At 58.7% G+C, this 23,744-nt stretch carries 14 protein-coding genes; 4 read left to right on the forward strand and 10 right to left on the reverse strand.

The window, feature by feature from the left end; translation table 11 throughout:
* Positions 1 to 39: 39 nt before the first annotated feature.
* From AB4N41_RS02675 to AB4N41_RS02695, 5 genes are all read right to left on the reverse strand, one after another.
* A complete protein-coding gene (locus AB4N41_RS02675) occupies positions 40 to 3,684 on the reverse strand; it encodes a Tc toxin subunit A (RefSeq protein WP_252876802.1) in 3,645 nt (1,214 codons plus the stop codon).
* 150 nt (positions 3,685 to 3,834) lie between these two features.
* Positions 3,835 to 5,745: a hypothetical protein gene (locus AB4N41_RS02680; protein WP_460138331.1), complete on the reverse strand. Its 1,911-nt coding sequence runs from the start codon at positions 5,743 to 5,745 to the stop codon at positions 3,835 to 3,837.
* Between the two features lie 32 nt (positions 5,746 to 5,777).
* Positions 5,778 to 7,043 carry a hypothetical protein gene (locus AB4N41_RS02685; protein WP_460138332.1) on the reverse strand — a complete coding sequence of 422 codons (1,266 nt, stop codon included), beginning with the start codon at positions 7,041 to 7,043 and terminating at the stop codon, positions 5,778 to 5,780.
* A 192-nt stretch (positions 7,044 to 7,235) separates the two neighbouring features.
* Positions 7,236 to 9,452, reverse strand: a complete 2,217-nt coding sequence (locus AB4N41_RS02690) for a hypothetical protein (protein WP_252876804.1) — start codon at positions 9,450 to 9,452, stop codon at positions 7,236 to 7,238.
* Positions 9,453 to 9,562: 110 nt separating this feature from the next.
* Positions 9,563 to 10,435 carry a hypothetical protein gene (locus AB4N41_RS02695; protein WP_252876805.1) on the reverse strand — a complete coding sequence of 291 codons (873 nt, stop codon included), beginning with the start codon at positions 10,433 to 10,435 and terminating at the stop codon, positions 9,563 to 9,565.
* Positions 10,436 to 10,892: 457 nt separating this feature from the next.
* Between AB4N41_RS02695 and AB4N41_RS02700 the strand changes: the two genes are divergently transcribed.
* Positions 10,893 to 11,270 carry a DUF6124 family protein gene (locus tag AB4N41_RS02700; RefSeq protein ID WP_252876806.1) on the forward strand — a complete coding sequence of 126 codons (378 nt, stop codon included), beginning with the start codon at positions 10,893 to 10,895 and terminating at the stop codon, positions 11,268 to 11,270.
* A 93-nt stretch (positions 11,271 to 11,363) separates the two neighbouring features.
* Here the strand turns inward: AB4N41_RS02700 and AB4N41_RS02705 are convergent, their stop codons facing one another.
* Both AB4N41_RS02705 and AB4N41_RS02710 read right to left on the reverse strand, forming a co-directional pair.
* On the reverse strand, positions 11,364 to 11,723 hold the full coding sequence (locus AB4N41_RS02705) for a PilZ domain-containing protein (protein ID WP_236168306.1): 360 nt from the start codon (positions 11,721 to 11,723) through the stop codon (positions 11,364 to 11,366).
* Between the two features lie 230 nt (positions 11,724 to 11,953).
* Positions 11,954 to 12,340, reverse strand: a complete 387-nt coding sequence (locus tag AB4N41_RS02710; protein ID WP_095181453.1) for a tetratricopeptide repeat protein — start codon at positions 12,338 to 12,340, stop codon at positions 11,954 to 11,956.
* A 172-nt stretch (positions 12,341 to 12,512) separates the two neighbouring features.
* Here AB4N41_RS02710 and pyk point away from each other — a divergent pair, with 172 nt between their 5' ends.
* Positions 12,513 to 13,964 (forward strand): pyruvate kinase, encoded by a 1,452-nt coding sequence (gene pyk, locus AB4N41_RS02715; RefSeq protein ID WP_024014116.1) that lies wholly within the window; start codon positions 12,513 to 12,515, stop codon positions 13,962 to 13,964.
* A 170-nt stretch (positions 13,965 to 14,134) separates the two neighbouring features.
* On the opposite strand, the gene AB4N41_RS02720 is transcribed toward pyk, so the two are convergent.
* From AB4N41_RS02720 to AB4N41_RS02730, 3 genes are read right to left on the reverse strand one after another with little or no spacing between them, the layout of a single operon-like run.
* Positions 14,135 to 14,878, reverse strand: coding sequence for an enoyl-CoA hydratase-related protein (locus tag AB4N41_RS02720; protein WP_056787833.1), 744 nt, complete (start codon positions 14,876 to 14,878; stop codon positions 14,135 to 14,137).
* A gap of 28 nt (positions 14,879 to 14,906) precedes the next feature.
* Positions 14,907 to 15,842, reverse strand: coding sequence for an iron-sulfur-binding ferredoxin reductase (locus AB4N41_RS02725; protein WP_252876807.1), 936 nt, complete (start codon positions 15,840 to 15,842; stop codon positions 14,907 to 14,909).
* The gene (locus AB4N41_RS02730) at positions 15,835 to 16,941 is read right to left on the reverse strand and encodes a GGDEF domain-containing protein (protein WP_252876808.1); all 1,107 of its coding nucleotides are present in this window, start codon (positions 16,939 to 16,941) and stop codon (positions 15,835 to 15,837) included. Before AB4N41_RS02730 ends, AB4N41_RS02725 begins: the two co-directional genes overlap by 8 nt.
* Positions 16,942 to 17,513: 572 nt before the next feature.
* On the opposite strand from AB4N41_RS02730, the gene AB4N41_RS02735 reads away from it, so the two are divergent.
* Both AB4N41_RS02735 and AB4N41_RS02740 read left to right on the forward strand, forming a co-directional pair.
* Positions 17,514 to 19,037, forward strand: a complete 1,524-nt coding sequence (locus AB4N41_RS02735) for a fumarate hydratase (protein ID WP_016773454.1) — start codon at positions 17,514 to 17,516, stop codon at positions 19,035 to 19,037.
* A gap of 199 nt (positions 19,038 to 19,236) precedes the next feature.
* On the forward strand, positions 19,237 to 23,718 hold the full coding sequence (locus AB4N41_RS02740; protein ID WP_252876809.1) for a SpvB/TcaC N-terminal domain-containing protein: 4,482 nt from the start codon (positions 19,237 to 19,239) through the stop codon (positions 23,716 to 23,718).
* Positions 23,719 to 23,744: the final 26 nt, after the last annotated feature.

Below are 23,744 nucleotides of genomic sequence, written 5' to 3' on the forward strand. Positions count from 1 at the left end.
GGGAAAAACGTTCGCCAGGCAGTACGCAACGCCCTGCCGCTACTCCCTGGCAAAGGTAATGGCATGGGGGAATATTCTTTCGTTTTCCCCAGACTGAGAGCGAACGCTGAACACGAATGTGCCGCCCGTCTTGCTTGAGACAAAAACCCGGGTAAGCCCCTGCTGATCTGTGAACCCCTGCGCCGGCCGAATGGTGACGGCATCCATCTTCGCGGGCGGAACGTTCTTGCCGAACCACTCCACGAGCGAGTTTTGTCCGCGGTTTCCGTAGTTGTCCTCCAGCACCGCATACAGTTCTACTTCATGACCGTGTTTCACTGTTTCCAAAGGCGTAGGTGAAAGTTCTGCAATAGGGAACGACAACGTACTGAAGTCGGCGGTGACTTCTATGGGAGGGGCGTATTGCGGCTCGAACAAATCCAACCAAAGCAGTGGCGTGTCGCGGCCCATGACCTTGCCGGGGATAAACTCGGCCAAAAGTGTTCCGTCCGTTCCCGTCGCCTTGTATTCAATGGTGCCCAATGTCGCGCGCCAATAAACATTGACGCCACTCAGCGACTTTCCATTGGCGTCTTTGAGGGTCACTTTATAAATGACTTTTTCGTCTGGCTTGTTAGCCACGACGGTGCTGTCACCCACCACTTCGCACGTGATTGTGACCAGCCCGTTGACGTCGCCTGGAACATGCACGATCGGGGCACGAGTATCGGACTCGCCGAGCAGGGCATGTTCGGCGGCATCGGCATAGGATTTTTTGTCGACGGTTTCGGGCAGATTGCCAATGAGAAAAATCGTTAACGCATCCATGCCGGTCTCGGTGGACAGCGCCAGCACGCGCATCAACAAATCGAGCTGGGGAAGGTTTTTCAACACCTTCAGGTCGGGATCGATGCGGCTCACACATTCGCGCACTTCCTGAACGCTCCAGCCAAAAAAATCGGCCAGTTTGATCGCCGCCGCCTGTTGTGCCAGCCATCTCGCATCTCCGGTGACATCCGGCAATGCGTTGACCTGGCGCAGGTAGTCCAACAGCTTCTGTGGCGGTTGGCCGCTCGAGGCTGAGGCGAGGGCAAAAGCGCGAGTGAGCATGGTCAGGTAATAAAGCGTGCGCACCGTCAACGCATGCTTGTCGTCCTGAACCAGCCAGTCCTTGTAGCCGCTATCCAGATAATCCTGCAACAGCGCCGCGCTTAACCCCAGGGTCGACACCACCTCACTGCGCCGGCGAACTTCAGCCAGTAGATCGAATGATGTGTCGGCAACTCGGGGGCGAGTTCGGCCGCCCCCTTCGCTCCCCGCATCCGCTTGCTCCAGCACATGCAGCAGTAACTGATGCACCGTGACGTCTGCCCAGTTCAGGACCGGCAATGCCTGATCCACGCCAACGCCGGCGTATGCCGCCAGCGTCTCCTTGACCAGCGAAGTCTGCGCATCGCGCATCTGTAAAAACGCGCTGACCATGCTGTCGATGATGCTCTGCCGCAACGCTGGCTCGATCTCACCCAAGGCGCTGTCGACCGCCCAGGCGATTTTTTTATGGACGGAGGCCAGATACATCTCAGCGCTTCCCTCCGGAGGCAGGATCAAACCATGCCCGTCGGTTATCGGCCCCAGGCTGTCGGCGGATGTCGCGAGAAATTCGATCCAGTCCGCGGCCCCGGCTGCCGGAACGCCTGCCATGAGAAACGTACTATTGGACAACTGTGCAGTCGGCAGCAAATTGCGAACCTGCTCGAAAAACTGCTCATCCTGTTCGGATGGATCCTGAGCCGCTGGCGCAGCGACCGCATGCTGCAACACCCACAACACCGGCAGATTGTTTTGCGCGCACCACTGCACGCAACTTTGCATAGCCTCGATCAGTTCCAGCGCATCCGGTGAACCGTCCGGTACATCGTGGATGACAGGAGTACCGGCCAAGCCATTGACCCAGTCATCGCCGCCCAGGATCGATAGCATCAGCACGCCTTCAACCGGAGTGATGTTCAACAGCCGGGCCAGCCTCACCAAACGGTAGAAGCTCGAGATGATCGCTGCGTTGCGCTTCAATTTGTCGGTCAAGCCATGAGCCTTGGCCACAGCGTTCGCCAGCACGTAATAAGTCTGCGGATCAATCGCCAGACCACTGCAGAGCTGGCTGATCGTCAGATCCACCACGCCCGGTATCGGCGCCACCGCAAACTCATCGTTGTCGAGCTTGAAAGGCTCGCGATAACCGGTTTGAAAATTGAACACCTGATCGAATTGCGAGAGCGCTTCACCGCGGCCATAAACCGACAGCTCACCCACAAACACAGCAAAGTCCGCGGCGGTGCATTCGTAGCGCTCGCGCAACGTCTGGAACAACCCAAGCGCATGGACCGCGCCACTGGAGATGTCCATCTCGTTGCTGTGACCTTTCGTTGAATTGCCGCGCCCTGTTGCCCGGATGACCGATGTCAACACTGCGTCCAGCTGTTCGAACGGCAATCCTGTCCAGTTGGCCAGACGCACCATCTGATTCATCCGGGTATAGCGGTTGAACCCGATGAGTTCGTCGGGGATTGCCGTCATTCGAATGCGAGGCATGGTTGCAGGATCGAAACCCACCGCCGGCGCAGTACCGTCATTGATGTAAACCGAACCCGAGCGCTCGCTTTCAGGCTGCTTGGGCGTTTCATCCGGGTAGGTCACATTGGCCGAGCGCACGGGAGCAAAGTCGCCAATCGACAGAAGAGCCTCGATCTGTCGGCTGTCGAGCTTGGTGCGCTGACCGAAAAACTCCACCTGATTGAGATTCGAATACATCTCGGTATAGGTACCAAAGTTGTGCGCAAAAAAATCTTCGCGAAGGGCGAAATCCGCACGCGGTTCGGTCAGCAACTGGCGCTGATAAGGGCCAAGCCGCGAGGCATGGGCGAAACCCTGTGCAGTATTGGCACCTCGAGCATTGGCTTGCAGAAAATAGGGATAAGCCAGGTCGACCCGGTGCTCGAAGTCGCCCACCGACAAGTCATGAAACTGCGCGATACCATCAATTGTGACCCAATGCTGGTAATAAGGCAGACCATTGGGGTAGCGGGCTGCGATCAGCGCGTCTTCGATGGATTCGATATCCGTTTGCGCCGCGATGAATTTCTCCAGCACCTCAACGATGATGTCCACAGAAGAGATCGATTGATAAACCGCATTGAAGTCGACCTTCAGTGCCAAGAGATCTGTGCGCCGGTTATGCAGCGAGAAATCGTCTTCCTCTCTGATACCCTCCAGACGGTCACGAACCCAGCGCAACAAGTCGATCAGATACGCCACTGGCGACCAGATGGACTCCAGTGCATCTGGCGGGCACAACGCGGAAAAATCGGTACCGATCAGAGCGTGATAATTGGGACCGTCCACGATCGATAACAAACCGCTGGAGCTGCGCTTTGGCGCGGGCCTGGTGCCCCTCAGCGTCTGCTCGATAAATTGGCGCCGCTGAGACGTGGCTATGCTATTGGCGCCGCGCCAATATTGTTGCGCTTGCTCAACGCTGAGCTGATGCTCCTGGACCATGCATTGAACACCTCTTTCAACCAGTGGATAAATTGATCCACCGTTTTGCAGGTATGTCTCGAGGTTCTGCAGTCCGACGTTCTGTGCTCGTTGTTCCTCGCTGAACAACTCATCGAACAGTTGCAGGGCGGGACGGCGCGAATCAACCATGATCAGATTCCTTTAGGCGACAACTGGCCCGCGCAACCTGACGTCCTTCGTCAGGCTGCACATTCAGTGAGTACGATTGAGCGCTTCGAACGCCGTCAAGTCCACTGTCAGTTCTGACAGTTTTGATAGCCGTTCGTCGGAAGCTGGATTTCAGGAGTCGGCGTGGGGCAAGCGCGCAGCTTCGACTTCAAAACGCGCGCTGTCAGCCCAATCGGACATCGTTGCGTCATCCGCCGCGTCAGTCAGCGTCTGCCGGAATCGGTACCAGTTGCCCGCCAGAGGCAGTGCCCTTGTCGCCGCCCCGCGCCAGTGCTCATCGACCACGGGTACCTGAGCCAGCCACTGCACATCCGGGTTGTACCAACTCACGATGGCGCCCACGCCCGGACGGCCCTTGCCGCTGAACTGCACTGGATGACTGACCCAGCGTCCGGCTGCAGGCCCGTCGAGCACAGGTCGGAAAGTACCCAGAATGACCGAGCGCAGGGTTTCAAATGATTCGAACCCGTCCAGAGATGCGACTGCCTCGAGCCGGTAAAGCCCCCCGCCGAGCAGACTTGCATCGAGCATCACTGACCAAGTGCGATTTTCCTGCACGACGGCGCTTGCCGGCTCGGAACGCGCGGCACCTACCAGCGTCACCGTAACCGTATCGCCCGGCACGCCAAAACCGCACACCACCACCTGCTGCCCGATGGCATCGCCCTCGATCGGGGTTTCAATGAAGGGTGCCGCTGGCACAATGTCAAAGTGCAGCGGCTCGCTGTCTTTCGACTCCTGCAGTTTGCCGCTTTCATCCATGAACCTCTGCCGGGCCCAGATCGTTTTGCTGCCCACCGGCAACGTCACTTCGGCTTGCCAATTGCCCGTCCAATCCACAATGACATCACTGAGCAGAGGTTCGGCAAGCCCTTGCAGACAGACGTCGACAACCCCGCCCCTCATGCCCGTACCCTTGAGCAACGCGGTTCGTGGCAACTTGCCGTGTTGTATCGGCTGGAGAAATTCTGGCGGTAGCAGCACCACCGTCAATTCATGCTCGTCACTGTGTAGCGACGGTCGACCGTCCAGTGTCTGCTGGGCGTCAAAGGTGTAGAGCCTGAATTGCTCGAGGCTCAGGTCAATCGACCAGTCGCCATCCTGGCTCAATATTTTCGGATCGCCCAAGGGACGATCAAACTGCTTGTCGCGCAGTTGCAAAGTGGCGCCCACCATCCCCATCGTGCCCTCGACCGTTACAGCACGACCGACTTCCGAGCCGTCCGGCGGCTGGGTAATCACTGGCGTGACCATCGCTCTCCTGACTATGAAGGTCGTGGACGTCGGCTGCGAAGTTTGCTGCGCGGCGACTTGGGTTACCGTGACGGTATGTGTGATATCCCGGGCAAATTCTTTGTCGCGCCTGAACTGCCACGTGTCAGCACTGACGATGCCCTTGTGCACAATGCCGCTTTCGTCGCTGTACTCAATGTTCACGGTTGCACCCGGCCAGCACGTTCCGCTGAACCTGGGCGAAAGTCCGTCATCTTCAGGCTCGTTCAAGCCAGGGGCCTGCGGCGGGATGGTGACTTTGAGGACAAACCAGTTTGGCGACTGGTGCCCGTCGAGATATTGCTTTATGTGTACTTCACGTTCGAAAGAGGGTCCCCAAACGCTCGAGGCCTGGGTGGACCACCGCCCGCCGACGACCTCCACTTCAGGCGCTTCAAGATATGGGCTATTGGGCCTGCGTGGCTGTACCAAGGCTCTGTTGAAACCTTTGCCGCTGAAGGTCGGTTGGTAGTCGTTGGTGAATTGCACATCACTGACATCGGGGAGAATATTTTTTACTTCGAAGGTCAGCGGCAGCGAGTCGATCCAGCCGCTGGCGTTGTCGGCAATTTTTTGAATGACAGAGACGTTGTAGGTACCCAAAGGCCACTGCGCTGCGGTTTCCCAGATGCCTCCCGGCATCACTTCAGCATTTGCAGGCGCGGGAACTTGCACCGCGCCCCCGCTGACGGTGAACTGGATTTCAGATTTGAGATCGCGATCGTAATAACCGTTACCGGCAAAGGTCACCGTGGTGCCGGAGATGGTGACGTTGGGCTGTTTCAGAGTGGGGGGCGAATCCTGAAGGCTTGTGGTGCACTGCGTCCGGATGACACGTCATCCAGATCCTGTTCGACGACCAGGCTGATCGGCCCTGGCGGCACGTTGATCATCCCCTCCCACGCCCCGTCTGCATTGCTAACGACTTCCCAATCACGAACAGGATCATTCGTCAGATCAAAAAATGCTCTCAATCGCGCCCCAGCCAAGCCGTTGCTTCCTGTCAGAAGGAAGTCTTGTTCATAAACTGTTCCCGCAGGTGGCTTGGATATTAACGGCAGCCCCATGACTCTGAAAGTTATGGCATCGGTATAAAAATGATTGATATTGGGTGATTTAAGTTGGGCGACAACCGAGAACGTCCCGCTGCCAGAGACCTTTATTGCCGGAGCCTCCCAAGTCGTATCGGACTTTCCGACAGTAATAACCTCACTCCAGTTTTCATAATGATCCAAATGCCCAACCACTCTGATAACAGTACCCGGCGCAGCCATACCTCTGAAACAAACCAGATCCTTTGCCAACACCAAAGCATTAGCTGCCGGGAAAGTAATTCGAGCGCGGTAGACTGTTACATAAGCCGTCCGCTCGGAAACCTTACCGGCATACATTTGATATGCTTGAAAACTTAGAGAATTCTTGTTGTCTGCCACGGTGACGGGCACTGACCAAGGATCGTAGAAAGCCTCTTCTGCCCCAATCGTACCGCGCCCATCATCCAAGACAACAGTATAACGGTATATTGCTCCCGTGCCCTTGACAGCGAAAGTTGAAGATGTGAAGTTTCGGATTGCATTGATAGTTGGTACAGGCATCCGATAATTGGCAACCTTGTAGGTTTTCAGAACCGGATCGCTTGCGTTACCCACATCATAAATATAATCAAACCCCACTGTTACGTTTCTCTGATTGGCGATAATCATTTCTCGATAGGGTTCATCAAGATCGATCCACTCACCGGTCTGGCGAGCACTGCCCGTCAGTTCTCTTACATCACCTTCACCGCTAACCAAAGAAAGATAGAATTTTACATTCCCTTCATAACGTCGATTCTCTTTTGCTCTGTACGCTGACACGATGCAAGTAAATGTCGAACCATCGTAGGAGTAGGCATAGCTCACTCGAAGCTGCGCCCACCTACCGTCTTCTTCCGCGTGAAGCTCATGGGTTACAAATGTCACATCCGTTCCGATCTCCTCAGCGCAGACTACCTCTTGTTTCGGGGGCAAGCTGTCGGAAGGATCTTTAATACCATCATCTTGTTCCATGGCCGGATCTCAGAAAGGGCAAGGTGGCTGATTGATGCAACAGGTAAATTCATTGAATACCGGTGCCTCACATCGCTACACCTGTAAAACCTGACAGTCCCGACCAGCGGTAACTATTCCACGCCTTAGTATCCTTGCGTCCTTCAGCCATTAAACGCGACTGCATCAGCTTGCGTCGTTGCCACACATCACTCAGAGTCCACCAGCTTGTACACCTGAGTAACGCCGCCCGGCATGGCTGATCAGGCGCGCGGCTTCGACTTCAAAACGCGCACTGTCGGCCCAATCGGACATCGTTGCGTCATCCGCCGCGTCAGTCAGCGTCTGCCGGAATCGGTACCAGTTGCCCGCCAGAGGCAGTGCCCTTGTCGCCGCCCCGCGCCAGTGCTCATCGACCACGGGTACCTGAGCCAGCCACTGAATATCCGGGTTGTACCAACTCACGATGGCGCCCACGCCCGGACGGCCCTTGCCGCTGAACTGCACTGGATGACTGACCCAGCGTCCGGCTGCAGGCCCGTCGAGCACAGGTCGGAAAGTACCCAGAATGACCGAGCGCAGGGTTTCAAATGATTCGAACCCGTCCAGAGATGCGACTGCCTCGAGCCGGTAAAGCCCCCCGCCGAGCAGACTTGCATCGAGCATCACTGACCAGGTGCGATTTTCCTGCACGACGGCGCTTGCCGGCTCGGAACGCGCGGCACCGACCAGCGTCACCGTAACCGTATCGCCCGGCACGCCAAAACCGCACACCACCACCTGCTGCCCGATGGCATCGCCCTCGATCGGGGTTTCAATGAAGGGTGCCGCTGGCACAATGTCAAAGTGCAGCGGCTCGCTGTCTTTCGACTCTTGTAGTTTGCCGCTTTCATCCATGAAACTTTGCCGGGCCCAGATCGTTTTGCTGCCCACCGGCAACGTCACTTCGGCTTGCCAATTGCCCGCCCAATCCACAATGACATCACTGAGCAGAGGTTCGGCAAGCCCTTGCAGACAGACTTCGACAACCCCGCCCCTCATGCCCGTACCCTTGAGCAACGCGGTTCGTGGCAACTTGCCGTGTTGTATCGGCTGGAGAAATTCTGGCGGTAGCAGCACCACCGTCAATTCATGCTCGTCACTGTGTAGCGACGGTCGACCGTCCAGTGTCTGCTGGGCGTCAAACGTGTAGAGCCTGAATTGCTCGAGGCTCAGGTCAATCGACCAGTCGCCATCCTGGCTCAATATTTTCGGATCGCCCAAGGGACGATCAAACTGCTTGTCGCGCAGTTGCAAAGTGGCGCCCACCATACCCATCGTGCCCTCGACCGTTACAGCACGACCGACTTCCGAGCCGTCCGGCGGCTGGGTAATCACTGGCGTAACCATCGCTCTCCTGACAATGAATGTCGTGGACGTCGGCTGCGAAGTTTGCTGCGCGGCGACCTGGGTCACCGTGACGGTATGTGTGATATCCAGGGCAAATTCTTTGTCGCGCCTGAACTGCCACGTGCCAGCACTGACGATGCCCTTGTGCACAATGCCGGTTTCGTCGCTGTACTCAATGTTCACGGTTGCACCCGGCCAGCACGTGCCGCCGAACCTGGGCGAAAGTCCGTCATCTTCAGGCTCGTTCAAGCCAGGGGCCTGCGGCGGGATGGTGACTTTGAGGACAAACCAGTTTGGCGACTGGTGCCCGTCGAGATATTGCTTGATGTGGACCTGACGCTCAAACGAGGGTCCCCAGACCGTTGAAGCCTTGGTAGACCACCGCCCGCCAGCAACCTCCACTGCTGGCGCTTCGAGATCTCCGCTATTGGGCCTGCGTGGATTCACCGTGGCGCCGTTGAAGCCTTTGCCGCTGAAGGTCGGTTGGTAGTCGTTGGTGAATTGCACATCACTGACATCGGGGAGGACATTCTTTACTTCGAAGGTCAGCGGCAGCGAGTCGATCCAGCCGCTGGCGTTGTCTCTGATCTTCTGGACGGCGTTGATTTTATAGGTGCCTAATTTCCAGCCCGTTACGGTGGTGCTCCAAGTGCCGTTGCGCTGTACTTGTGCATTTGGAGGCGCGACCGGCATTGGGTCGGCTGGACTTTCGAGGATAGTGAACTCGATTTCGGTTCTGAGCTTCTCGTCGAAATGTCCGGTGCCGGAAAATGTGATCGTTTCATTGGCTTGCGTATATGTGACCGTCGGCTTGCCCGTGCGTACTCGTATGCCGAAGGGTTGGCTGGTCAGTGATGTCGTTCCCAAATAGGTATGCGTGCCGACAATTGAATGCGGACCAGGTGTCAGCGTGAAAGATGCAGACCATGCGCCTGTGGCGGCATCGGTTGGGGTGCTGATTTGAGCTTGGGTGTTTTCCGAACGCACAGCAACAGCACTGGAGATCCCGGCGACGACAGTGCCTGTGAACGTCGATGTCATGTCCACCGTCTGCGTCAATCCAGGAGACGTTATTCGGGGGGGGTCAATGACATAAAAATTTCGTTGGACTGACGGCACAGATGTTGCGCCATCGTATCTTTGACTGGCGACTAGAGAATAATTTTTGCCGAACGCAAACTTATAAGTGCTGGTACCACCCATGACCCATCAATTTCGATCTTTGCGTAGGCCAATACTTTGATCGATGTGTCTTTGATGTAAACATCCACTCTTGTCAACTCTTGGTGCAGACCGCCTGTACCCGCAAATTGCGGCGTTTGTGTACTTATAACCTGCGGCAACGGACTGAGCGTTACAGGCTTGAGTACGGTCAGTGACGCTTTCCCCGCGTAGCGCCCCTGCGTATTTCCATACTCCTCACGGATAATGAAATCCTGTAAACCCTGAGGGACATTATCAAGGAGCGTGACAGTCCAATTTCCGTAGCCATTGGTAATGGCCGTTGTGCTCAGTACAGTGCCTGAATTGGGACGCACAAGCGTGATTTTGCTGCCTTTACCGGCGAGGCCTGGAACCGTTGTAGTCACAGTACGATTGCTGGCAATGCGAGCAGCCTTTCTGACCAGCAAAGTCCGCGGTGTCCACCTTGACCATTGATCAATGTAATCCCATCTTCCATCAACTCTGACTTGCAGGTCACTCTCGGGAAGGTCTTCGACTCGAATACTGTGCCAGACGCCCCCCAACCATGCACTTTCAGTGATACGTCGGTAGTAATTATCGGCTCCGTGAAAATCCAGATGAACGTTGTGATAACGGCCATCGTTTACCGGTATACGAAACTTGAAGTCCATCGTGGTATCTACTAACAGTGACTCGGAGCCGGCCTCATACTCCAAATCCGCGACCAGGATTCCCGGCTCTTCGGAAATCGGATCATCGGATTTTTGGGAAGGGCGATGGTCCTCAGGAAACGGGCCATCTTCTGGAGGATTGGAGCCTGGGTTCTCATGGTCGGACATGATCGAGCTTCCTTATACCGTCGGTACCTGGGTGCCTCATTGAAGAACCGTAAGCACGAAATGACACCTGTAAAACCTGACAGTCCCGACCAGCGGTAACTATTCCCACGCTGCAACATGCAGACGTCCTTCAGCCATTAACACGCGGCTACATCGGCTTGCGCCGTTGCCTACACATCACTCAGAATCCGCCGGCTTGTGCGCTTTGAAGCTGCCCCGTAACGTGATCCGTGCCGCTGCCAATCAGTGGTCGGGTTTAGTCGCCCGGGGGTTTGTCATCAAGGTGTATAAGCGTCATCAAGTCGGGTAATCCCTATCCCCGCACTCGATGGTGGCTGTACGCAGGGCGCTTCGGCGCGCCGGTTTTTGGTGATACCCCCGGTCGACTAACCTGCGTCCAGCCGCCACCCTTTCGTTTAGTCGCGAGGGGTGAAGGCCCCAACCAAGGGTTATCACCATGATCAAACCAACACCCAATCCCCCCGAAACCGAAGACTCGACCTCCCCCTACGCTTCCCCCGATTCCACCAGACTCCACGAGGCCACTGAAAAAGCCCTCGATCACTACCTGAAAAAACCCGCCGCTGCGCCGTCGTGCAATTCCGTCGATCGCGGCATGCAGATGTTCATGGTCGCGCCCGACATCAACCCCGAAGCGATGGCCATTCAAACCTACGAAACCTTTTCTTCGGTCAGCATTCTGCTGCTCGACCTGGCGGACAGCCTCGAGGACAAGCCGCGACATCTGGCGATGGCGATCTATCAGTTGAGCGAGATGGGCTTATTGCTGGCGGAAAAGGCGCTGGATCAGGAGCGGGCGATCGCGGTGGCGTGACGTAAAAATCAAAAGATCGCAGCCTTCGGCAGCTCCTACATCTGGAATGCGTTCCCCCTGTAGGAGCTGCCGAAGGCTGCGATCTTTTGCTGTTCAGGCAGAAGCGGGCAGCGGCTGAAAACTGAAATACTGCTTCAGCGCCAGCACCAGTTGGCCAAACTCCGGCGGAGCGCGGCGCAGGATGAAACCGGCGTCGTAATGCAGCGGCGTGGCGTCTTCATGGCACCACACGCAACAGGCGCTGAAATCGATGACTTGCTGGCTGCCATCGCGGGCGGGGACCTTGAGGCGTAACTGAAAATCCACCCCGATCATCATCGGCAACTGGCTGATCAGCATCAGCCCGTCCGCAGACACATTGCCGAGAAAGCCGACGGGTTTGTCGGTGACGCTGTTGAACACTCTGAGGTAATACGGCAATTGATGCCGTTCGATCCGGCGGTCGGTAAACATGATGTGCTGTTCGCCATGCAGGGCTCCGTCACGGAGCCGCACCTGTGCTTCGGAACGAACCTGTGCGACAGGCCCGCTCTCCCCGCTTCCGGTGTGACGGTCGCAACAATCGCCGTCACCTTGTAACTGCCAGTCGCAGGTGTTGCGCCGTTATCGAGACACGGCTCGAAACGGTTTCCTTGACTATAGCGGAGCTTGTACAGACGGCCAGATTTTGTACGAAAACCGCGTCAGAAGCGCGTCGGCCGAACCACCGCAGCGGCGCTGCGTGTCGGGTAATGGCCCAGGCTCTGCAAAGTTTCCAGACGCGCGCGGGCGCGGTAGGCGTATTCGCTGTTGGGGTACGAAGCGATAATGAACTGGTAGGTCTGCACCGCGTCGATGTAGAGCTTCTGCCGTTCCAGGCACTGACCGCGCATCATCGACACTTCCGGCCACACGTACGGGCGGGCGCGGCTGGCGCGTTCGACCTTGGACAGTTCGAGCATGACCTGCTCGCAGTTGCCGCGTTCATAGGCGCTGTAGGCGTTGTTCAAATGGTGGTTCATCGACCAACGGGTGCAGCCCGTCGCGGCGAGGGCGCTGAGGGCAAGGGCGGCAATGGGCAACAATCGCATGGGGGTTCTCCTGTCTTGTGCTCTGTATCGACCCCAGGTCAGAAAACTTCAGACGCGCTGGTCGCAAAGTTGCCGCGTTCAATAAAGAAAACGATAAGTAGTGCATTCGAACAATGACTACACCCTTCGAGCATAGTAGCCTCTGCCTGCGCTTGAACTCAGGAGTCTTTGCATGTCCGTCCGTCGTACCAAAATCGTCGCTACCCTTGGCCCGGCCAGTAACTCGCCGGAAGTTCTCGAACAGCTGATTCTGGCTGGTCTGGACGTCGCCCGTCTGAACTTCTCCCACGGCACCCCCGACGAGCACAAGGCTCGCGCGAAGCTGGTGCGTGACCTCGCTGCCAAGCACGGCCGCTTTGTCGCCCTGCTCGGTGACCTGCAAGGCCCGAAAATCCGTATCGCCAAATTCGCCAACAAGAAGATCGAGCTGAAGATCGGTGACAAGTTCACCTTCTCCACCAGCCATCCGTTGACCGAAGGCAACCAGCAGGTGGTCGGCATCGACTACCCGGATCTGGTCAAGGACTGCGGCGTGGGCGACGAGCTGCTGCTCGACGACGGCCGTGTGGTGATGCGCGTTGAAACCGCCACCGCCACTGAACTGCATTGCGTGGTGACCATCGGCGGCCCGCTGTCCGACCACAAAGGCATCAACCGTCGCGGTGGCGGTCTGACCGCGCCGGCCCTGACTGAAAAAGACAAGGCCGACATCAAGCTCGCCGCCGAAATGGAAGTCGACTACCTCGCCGTATCCTTCCCGCGCGACGCCGCCGACATGGAATACGCCCGTCAACTGCGTGATGAGGCCGGCGGCACTGCCTGGCTGGTGGCGAAGATCGAACGCGCCGAAGCCGTGGCCGACGACGAAACCCTCGACGGCCTGATCAAGGCCTCCGACGCGGTGATGGTTGCCCGTGGCGACCTCGGTGTGGAAATCGGCGATGCCGAACTGGTGGGCATTCAGAAGAAAATCATTCTGCACGCACGTCGCCACAACAAGGCCGTGATCGTCGCGACGCAGATGATGGAGTCGATGATCCAGAACCCGATGCCGACCCGCGCCGAAGTATCCGACGTGGCCAACGCCGTGCTCGACTACACCGACGCCGTGATGCTCTCGGCCGAATCCGCCGCTGGTCTCTACCCGCTGGAAGCCGTGCAGGCGATGGCGCGCATCTGCGTCGGCGCCGAGAAACACCCGACCGGCAAGACCTCCAGCCACCGCATCGGCAAGGAATTCAGCCGCTGCGACGAGAGCATCGCGCTGGCGACCATGTACACCGCCAACCACTTCCCGGGCGTCAAAGCGATCATCGCGTTGACTGAAAGCGGCTTCACCCCGCTGATCATGTCGCGGATCCGCTCCTCGGTGCCGATCTACGCGTTCACCCCGCACCGCGAAGCCCAGGCCCGCGCAGCAATGTTCCGTGGCGTCTACACCATCCCGTTCGACCCGGCCTCGCTGGAACCGCACGAAGTCAGCCAGAAAGCCATCGACGAACTGACCAAGCGCGGCGTCGTGGAAAAAGGCGACTGGGTCATCCTGACCAAGGGCGACAGCTACCACACCACTGGCGGCACCAATGGCATGAAGATCCTGCATGTCGGTGATCCGCAGGTCTGAGTGACCGGCAGCTGAAACGCAAAAGCCCCGCCATGTGAATGGCGGGGCTTTTTTGCTTATGATTCAACAGATATTTTGTCTGGTAAGGCCCTTTTGCGAGCAGGCTCGCTCCCACACTTGAAATGCAATCTCCTGTGGGAGCGAGCCTGCTCGCGAAGGCGTCTTGACACTCAGCGAAAGAACCCGCTCAACGCCGCCACCGCCTCTGGCGAACGCAGCCGCTGGGTAAACAATGCGCCCTCCTCCTCGATCACTTTGCGCAGCAGCTCGCGATCGGGCGCTCGCATCAGTTGCTTGCTGATGTGCACCGCTTCGGCCGGCAGCTCATCAAAACGCAGCGCCATTTCCCGGGCCTTGCTCAACGCAGCCGCGCCACTGTCCAGCGCGTCTGTGGCAATTCCCCATTGCGCAGCCTGTGCGCCGCTAAAGCCTTCGCCGAGCAATAACAACTCAGCCGCTTTCGCTTGCCCGAGCAAACGCGGCAGGATCAGGCTGGAGCCGAATTCCGGGCACAATCCGAGGTTGACGAACGGCATGCGCAGCCGGGCGTCGCGGCTGACATAGACCAGATCGCAATGCAGCAGCAGGGTCGTGCCGATACCCACCGCAGCACCGGCCACGGCGGCGATCACCGGTTTGCGGCATTCGAGCAGATTGAGCATGAAGTGAAACACCGGGCTGTCGAGGTCGCTCGGCGGTTGTTCGATGAAGTCGGCGATGTCATTGCCGGCGGTGAAGCACTCGGCGCTGCCGCTGATCAGTACGGCATTGATTTCGGGGTCGCTGTCGGCCTGTTTCAGTGCTTCGGCGAGGCGGCTGTACATGGCGCGCGTCAGGGCGTTTTTCTTGTCCGGGCGGTTGAGGCGCAGGGTCAGCAAACCGCGTTCGCGTTCCAGCAGGATGGCTTCGGTCATGGCGTGTCTCGCGTCTGAAAATCAGCGCTCAACCACGGCTCACAAACACGTCGGCCAGCAGTTGATTGCGCGGCAATCCGGCCAGGTACAGACGCTTGGCGAATGCGTCGACACTGGTCGTCGAGCCGCAGACTAAGGCCAGGGTCTGCCGGGAAACAAGGCGCAGTTGCGCCAAAGCGGCGGCCGAGTCGGCCGCTGCCCACAGCTCGACACTGAGGTTTTCGCGCTGCGCGGCCAGTGCGGCAAGGGGTTTGGCCAGATAGTGTTCGCGTTCGTCATGGGCCAGGTGAATGACGCGGATGGCGCCTTGGTGATCCTCACGCAAGGCCTCACGCAGCACCCCGAACAACGGACCCAAACCAGTACCGGCAGCCAGCAGCCAAAGCGGCCGGGCGTGCCAGTCCGGATCGTAATGCAAGGCACCGCCGCGCAGTTCGCCGAGGCGGATCGAGTCGCCGATCTGCAGCTGGCGTGCGGCATCGATGAATTCGCCGGGCTGGCGGCAATCGAGGTGAAACTCGAGGAAGCGGTCTTCTTGCGGCAGGCTCGCCAGCGAGTAAGGGCGGGCGATGTGGCCGATCCACAACACCAGATGCTGGCCGGCGCTGTAGCGCAATGGCCGCTGCGGGGTCAAGCGCAGGCGCAGAACGCTGTCGCTGAGCCAATCCAGCGCTTCGACCACGGCCGGGCGGCCGTCGCTGATCGGGTCGAAGGTGTGTACCTGCAAGTCTTCGACCACCTGACACTGACAAGCCAGGCGCCAACCGTCCTGACGTTGCTCGGCACTCAAGGCATCCGGACGATTGTCGGCGGGCAGGCCCTGGATGCATTGCACCAGACAGGCATGGCAACTGCCGGCGCGGCAGCTGTAGGGCACGGCGACGCCGTTCTGATTGAGACTCTCGAGCAGGTTGCTGCCCGCCTCAACCGTCCACTGCCGATCACCGACGCGCAATTCAGGCATCAATGTTCTCCCACGCGGCGGCACAACGATTGCGCCCGTCACGCTTGGCCCGATACAGCGCCTGATCGGCACGCTGCAACGCCTCATCCAGATCATCGCCAACGGACAGCAGGGTCATGCCCGCCGACAGGCTCAGGTTGCGCACTTGCAGGCCCATCAATTCCACCTCACTGAAGGCGATGCGCAAACGCTCGCAACACGCGGTCAGGCGTTCGGCATCGCAGTCGGGCACCAGCACGACGAATTCCTCGCCACCATAACGCGCCAGCACGTCACCGTCGCGCAGACAGGCTTGCGCCACCCCGGCAAACGCCTGCAATACCTGATCGCCGGCGGCGTGGCCGTGCAGGTCGTTGATGCGCTTGAAGTGGTCCAGATCGATCAGCGCCAGCCCGTGCATCACGTCGCTGTCCAGCGCGTTCAGCTCGCGGGAAGCGATGCGCAGGAAATGCCGGCGATTGAACAGCCCGGTCAGTTCGTCGGTGGCGACCAGATCTTCAAGCTGGCGCATCATCCCGCGCAGGGTGTCCTGATGCGCCTGCAAGGCAAACCGACGCTGGCGCTGACGTTGTCGGGAAACCTGGACAAAACGTGCGTAAAGCACCAGCCACGCCAAGACCATCGCCAGAATGCACACCTGCAAAGCTGCGAGCGCAGGCTCGGCCAAGCGGAAGTGGTAGGCGTCCCACAGGGTAATCGCGGAAAAACTGAAGAACACCAACAGCGCACAGCGGATGAACACCCGTCGGGTGAGATGGAACAGGCCGAACAGCAGAATCAGCACATAGAACACCAGAAACGCACCGCGCGCCTCGTCGACATGGGCGATCAGCCACGTCTGCCAGCCCAGACCCATCAGCACTTGCGCTTCGGTCAGGCTCGGGTCGGCGAAGCGCTGGTTGCGCCCGGTCCAGAACATCGCGAAAAGGCTCGCCTGACTGATCACCACCAGCGCGCTGCCGATGGCCACGCCACTGAGCGATTGCTGGTAATGCCCGGTGAAAAACGCCAGCCACAGCAGCAGCAGAGCCAATCCGTAGGTGGCCGCAGCGAGGGCGAAGCGTTTGAGCAAAAGGCGTTGAATGGCGTTATGGGTCAATCGTTGACTCACCGTGCGATAGGAGGCTGACCGAGTGTCCTACTCTACAGACCGGATGCCACTTTAGAGGGCCGGTCGCTAAATGACCACCGATTTTCGGGCTCGAAAATTGACGTCAAAAGTGTGGCCCACTGACACCGCCAAAAGCCCCTCACCCTAGCCCTCTCCCAGAGGGGAGAGGGGACTGACCGGGTTGTTTATCCGAGTTACACCGACTTCAAACATCGCGCCGAACTCGAGTCTGGAAACGGCACAAAACAGCTTCATTTTCCTGAGCCGGACTTAGTTTTTGAACAAGATGAAGATCGGCTCCCTTTCCCCCCTCGCCCCATCTGGGGGAGAGGGCTGGGGTGAGGGGGGCGATCCTGAAGTGCAAACCCGCTGTCCGATATTCGCCCACCCATGCGACCAACGAATGACTGCCGGCGCGTGTACGCCCCACCGAGGCGCGGTATACTGCCGCGCCTTTTTAGCGTCGCGCCAGCAGCCCCGGCGTGCCAGAGGATCAGCTGTGAGCCGAAAGCCTCAAGCTGCCCCATAGAATGTTCCCGTGTTTCAGAGGAGCGCGACTCATGACCGTGATCAAGCAAGATGACCTGATTCAGAGCGTTGCCGACGCCCTGCAGTTCATTTCCTATTACCACCCCGTGGATTTCATCCAGGCGATGCACGAAGCCTACCTGCGCGAAGAGTCGCCAGCGGCCCGTGATTCGATGGCGCAGATCCTGATCAACTCGCGCATGTGCGCCACCGGCCATCGCCCGATCTGCCAGGACACCGGTATCGTCACCGTGTTCGTCCGTGTCGGCATGGACGTGCGCTGGGATGGCGCCACCATGGGCCTGGACGACATGATCAACGAAGGCGTGCGTCGCGCCTACAACCTGCCGGAAAACGTCCTGCGTGCCTCGATCCTTGCCGACCCGGCAGGCGCTCGCAAGAACACCAAGGACAACACCCCGGCGGTAATTCACTACTCCATCGTCCCGGGTAACACCGTGGAAGTGGACGTGGCGGCCAAGGGCGGCGGTTCCGAGAACAAGTCGAAAATGGCCATGCTCAACCCGTCCGACTCGATCGTCGACTGGGTCTTGAAAACCGTGCCGACCATGGGCGCCGGCTGGTGTCCGCCGGGCATGCTCGGCATCGGCATCGGCGGCACCGCCGAGAAAGCCGCGGTGATGGCCAAGGAAGTGTTGATGGAATCCATCGACATTCACGAGCTCAAGGCCCGTGGCCCGCAGAACCGCATCGAAGAAATGCGTCTGGAGCTGTTCGAGAAGGTCAACCAGTTGGGTATCGGCGCCCAGGGCCTCGGCGGCCTGACCACCGTGCTCGACGTGAAGATCATGGACTACCCGACCCACGCCGCATCCTTGCCGGTGTGCATGATCCCCAACTGCGCCGCCACCCGTCACGCACACTTCGTGCTCGACGGTTCCGGCCCGGCCTCGCTGGAAGCGCCACCGCTGGACGCCTACCCGGAAATCGTCTGGGAAGCCGGCCCGTCGGCGCGTCGTGTCAACCTCGACACCCTGACCCCGGAAGACGTGCAGAGCTGGAAGCCGGGCGAAACCGTGCTGCTCAACGGCAAGATGCTCACCGGTCGCGACGCCGCGCACAAGCGCATGGTCGAGATGCTGAACAAGGGTGAAACCCTGCCGGTGGATCTGAAAGGTCGTTTCATCTATTACGTCGGCCCGGTTGATCCGGTCGGTGACGAAGTGGTTGGCCCGGCGGGTCCTACCACCGCAACGCGGATGGACAAGTTCACCCGCCAGATCCTCGAGCAGACCGGCCTGCTGGGCATGATCGGCAAGTCCGAGCGCGGCCCGACCGCGATCGACGCGATCAAGGACAACAAGGCTGTGTACCTGATGGCAGTCGGCGGCGCTGCGTACCTGGTTGCGCAAGCGATCAAGAAGTCCAAGGTGCTGGCATTTGCCGAGCTGGGCATGGAAGCGATCTACGAGTTCGAGGTCAAGGACATGCCGGTCACCGTAGCGGTGGACAGCAAAGGTGAGTCGGTACACATCACTGGCCCGGCGATCTGGCAACAGAAGATCAGCGAAAGCCTGGCGGTAGAAGTGCAGTAAGCCTCTGGCGTCATCAAAACGGCCGGTGCATCCGCAAAGATGCCCCGGCCGTTTTTGCTTGTTCAAACCAATCGCGATAACAGAATTTCCCATGCACAGAAAATGATCTTGCGCACCTGTCAGATCTGACAGGTCCATCTCCGGCCCACTCCTGTTAGCGTCTATCCATACGCCCTATGTAGCGCGAATGGACTCGACCATGGCCGATCAAGACCTCAGCATCACAGCTCCTTCCATCGCCAAAAGCTCATCGATCGCCACCATCGGCAAGAGCTGGAGCGCCGTCGGGCCGACCGCCTCGGCTGGATGCGAATTGCTGATCCCGCTATCGAGCGGTCGTGGCTACGGTCCGCAAATACCCTTGGCAATCAACAGCCAGAGCGGTAACGGTCCGTTTGGCCTTGGTTGCCACCTGGGCCTGAGCCAGATCAGTCGCCGCACCAACAAAGGTGTTCCACGGTATACCGAGCACGATGAAATCATCGGGCATGACGGCGAGGTGTGGATGCCGGAGTTCGATGATGCCGGAGACTTGAAGTCGCGCACGGAACACAGCTACAGAGACCGCCCCATTCCCGAACACAACGTCGTGTCTTACCGGACGCGGATCGAAAGTGATTTTTCCCTGCGCGAATGCTGGCATCCGGCTAACGGTGGTGCCCCGTTCTGGTTGGTACATGGTGCCGACGGCACGTTGCATGTCTACGGCAAAACCAGCGCCTCACGCCGTGCCGACCCCGACGACGAATCGCGCATCAGTAGCTGGCTGCTGTGTGAAAGCATGAACGCCCATGGCGAACACATCTGCTACGAGTACAAGCCCGACGATCAGCCTGACGAGCACGATCCGATTCACGACTACCGCGCCCAGCGTTATCTGCGCCGGGTGTGTTATGGCAATGCCACGGCGAGCGATCGTCTCTATAGCTGGGACACCGACCGGGCGACGGATTTGCCTTGGCATTTTCAACTGGTGTTCGATTATGGCGAACGCAGCAGTTCGCTGACGGAGACCCCGAGCTACGAAGAAGTGAACCGCTGGCGGCTGCGACCGGATCCGTTTTCCACCTATGGCCAGGGTTTTGAACTGAGCACCCGCAGGCTGTGCCAGCAAGTGTTGATGTTTCATCACTTCCCCGAAGGGCTGGCGACAGAGGCGAAGCTTGTACGTCGCCTGCTGCTGGAATATCGACCTATCCAGAACTCTGCGCCGTGGGCCTACAGCCAGATCAGCGCGGCGCACTATCAGGCCTTCGATGCGCAGGGCAATGTCGAGCATTCACCGCCGCTAGAGTTCGAATACTCGCCCTTCGAGATCAACAAGACAGCTGCACGCCTGTTGGAAAACGAGACTCAACCGGGCATCGAAGACGGCGGGTTCTACCAATGTGTCGATCTGTATGGCGAGGGCGTGCCGGGTTTTCTCTGCCGCTATGACAACGCCTGGTACTACCGCGAGCCGCTGCGCGCGGCGCCTGGTACCGAACTGATCGGTTACGGCCCATGGGCTCTGCTGGACAAGATCCCGGTGGCAGATCGTAACCGCGCCGTGGCGCAACTGCTGGATCTGACCGGCGATGGGCGCCTGGACCTGATCATCGCCCGGTTGGGTTACTGCGGGTTCCATGCGCTGAATGCGCAGCGACAATTCGAATTGTTCAGCGCGTTCGACACGTTTCCCCGGGAACACCAGGATCTGACTTTGACCATGGGGGATTTCAGCGGGGACGGCCTGATGTCAGCGGCCAGCATCAGCCACGATCGTGTGAGGCTCTATGCCAGCCTGCGCGAAAAAGGCTTCGCCGCCGCACAGGAAATCCCCCATGCATACGAAGACGACCGTCTGCCGGTATTCAGCAACTCGCGAACCGAACTGGTGCTTCTGGGCAATCTGCTCGGCAGCGACATGCCCGAGCTGTGTCGCATCCGCCATGACGAAGTCCGCTGTTGGCCGAATCTTGGTCATGGCAAATTCGGTCAAGGTCGCAAGATCAGTGCCCTGCCCTTCACCTACGACGAATTCGACGCCGCACGAGTGCGCCTGGCCGACCTCGATGGCTCCGGCGCGCCCGCGCTGATCTATCTGCGATCCGAAGGATTCGACATTTACCTGAACCGGGGCGGCAACGGCCTGGAGCAGATTCCCGTCAGCGTGGCGTGGCCTGAAGAGGTGCGTTATGACCGCTTGTGCCAGGTCAGTTTCGCCGACCTGCAAGGCCTCGGTTGCGCCAGCCTGATTCTGACGGTGCCGCATATCCAGCCTCGGCATTGGCGCTACGATTTTGTTGCAGCCAAGCCCTACCTGCTGGTCAACAGTAACAACAACATGGGCTGTTCCAGCAGCGTGACTTATCGCAGCTCGGCTCAGGAATGGCTGGATGAAAAGGAGCGGCTGCTGGCACTTGAGCGTGCACCGGTATGTCACCTGCCATTTCCGCTGGCCGTGGTGAAAAAACAGGAGCAGCACGACGAGATCACCGGCAACCGGTTGACCCAGTCGTTCACTTGGCGCGAAGGGTTCTACGACGGCAGGGAGAGGGAATTTCGCGGGTTCGGCTACTTGCAGCAACTTGACTGCGAGGTTGGAACCGATCCTTCAGAGCCTGGCTTCAGCGAGCCGGTGCAAACATGCACCTGGTTTCACAACGGTCAGGAAATCAATCGCTCCCGCGACGATTATTTCAGCGCGGATGTGGACGCCTGCCCGTTGGGCGAAACCCTGTTCAGTCGTTACCACCCCAAAGGTGAAATCGATGAGCCCGTCACCCCGGAGGGCTCCGACAGTCGCTATCGGATTGCGCAGGCACTGGTTGGCTCGGTCGCTCGAACAGAAATTTTTCCCTACCGCGCCGATGCGCAGGCGCCCGGTGCAGCCGCACTGTACTCGGTAGAAGAGAAGCGCTATCTGGTTCGCGAGGTGCGGCCGCAGGGGCCATATGCCGCAGCCGTTCTGCTGCCCCTTCAGGTCGAAGCCATCAGCTATCAGTACGACGGTTTTATCAACGACCCGCTGTGCCGCCACGATGTCACCCTGCGCTGGAACGCTTATGGCGCCGCGACCCACGCACTTACGGTGAGCTATGCGCGCAGGTTGACCGCCCAGAGCCCGCCCCCCTTCACCGAAGACCATCTGAATCAATGGTGGTCCGACGCTCACGACGAGGCGCAGCAATACTTTTACATCAGTGAAACCCGTGCACGTCTGATCAATCTGCCAGAGCCGCAGCAATGGCGACTGGGCTTGCCCTATCAGGAACGGGGCGACGCGCTGAAATTGGCCAAAGGTACGCTACCCGGCGAGCTGAACCCGGCACAGATATCTTTCGAATCGTTGAGAAAGCTGCAGGATTCGCAAGAATGGGCCATCGAACGGGTACTGACTTCCCAATCCATACAGCACTATGTGGACGTAGAGGGTATTGAACTGGAAGACGGCGTCGCCGGATTCGAAGCCCTGTCGCATTCTCTGGAGCTTGCCCTGCTGGACAAGACCGCGCTGGACGCTTACAGCATTGTGCCGGATCTGAACATTCGCGAGGCCCTCAAGGCAATTGGTTACTCGCCCATGCCGATGCTGTTCGAAACGCCGCCGAGCGAGGAACAAAACCTTTGGTCATCGCGGTTCAATCTGGCTCGGTACGGCGACTTGCAAGCGTTTTATAAAGTGCTCGATTTCAACGAAACGCCAAGCCATGGCGTGACCAAAGCCGAATACGATCAACACTGGCTGACGGTCATGCGCATGGAGTTGCCCGACGGTTGTGCCGTGCAGGTCGCGGAATTCGATTACCACGCCCTGAAACCCAAGCGAATCACCGACGCCAACGACAACACTGAAGAAGTCATCCATGAGCCTTCCGGTCAGCCGCTGGTCATCAGCTTTCACGGTACCGAGAATGGCAAACCTGCCGGATTCGACAAGCTGACCGATGACTGGACCTTGCCGGCCCCCAGTCCGGAACAGGCCATCCAGTATCCGGAGGACACTGTAAAAAACGCAGCCAGCACCCTGCACAAAAACCTGTTCAGCTGGATGGGCCTGATACCCGCCTCCACGCTTCAAACCCTGTCAATCAAGCAGGACGATCTGTTGCCCGGCGGGCAGATCCGCGCCAGCGCAAGACGCCGGCTTGCGCAAAATCACGTCCTGACGCCTGAAGACCAGCAATTGCTCGAGGCAATTGAACTGGCGTACCGAGAGCCGGTACACACCGTGGTGCTCAGTGCCGACCGCTATCCCTATGACACCGTCAAGGCACAGATCCAGATCGTCAAAACCTGCATCGATGGCTTTGGTCGGGTACTGCAAACCCAGCAGAAGGTCGACCCCGGACTGGCTTATGTGGTGGGTGAGGATGGTCAATTGCTGATCGAAGAAGGTGAGCAACCGACGCAGACACGCTGGCGTATCAGCGAACGCGTCGAATACAACAACAAAGGTCTCGCGCAGCGCCAATACCGGCCGTTTTTCGCTAACACGCACCGCTACGTCAATGATCAATCGCTGCGCCAACTCGGGCTCTTCGATCAGCTGTTCTATGACGCAACGGGACGTCCGATCAAGCTGATCAACGCCAAGGGCGACTTTTCCCGCGAGACGTATCATCCCTGGTATCACACCAGCGAAGACTTCAACGACACCGCTGAAGAGGTGGTGTCTACGCGTGGGTCAGGCGCATGAGCGCCTCCACACATTGGCGCACGCCT

This window comes from Pseudomonas sp. S2_A10, assembly GCF_054668465.1.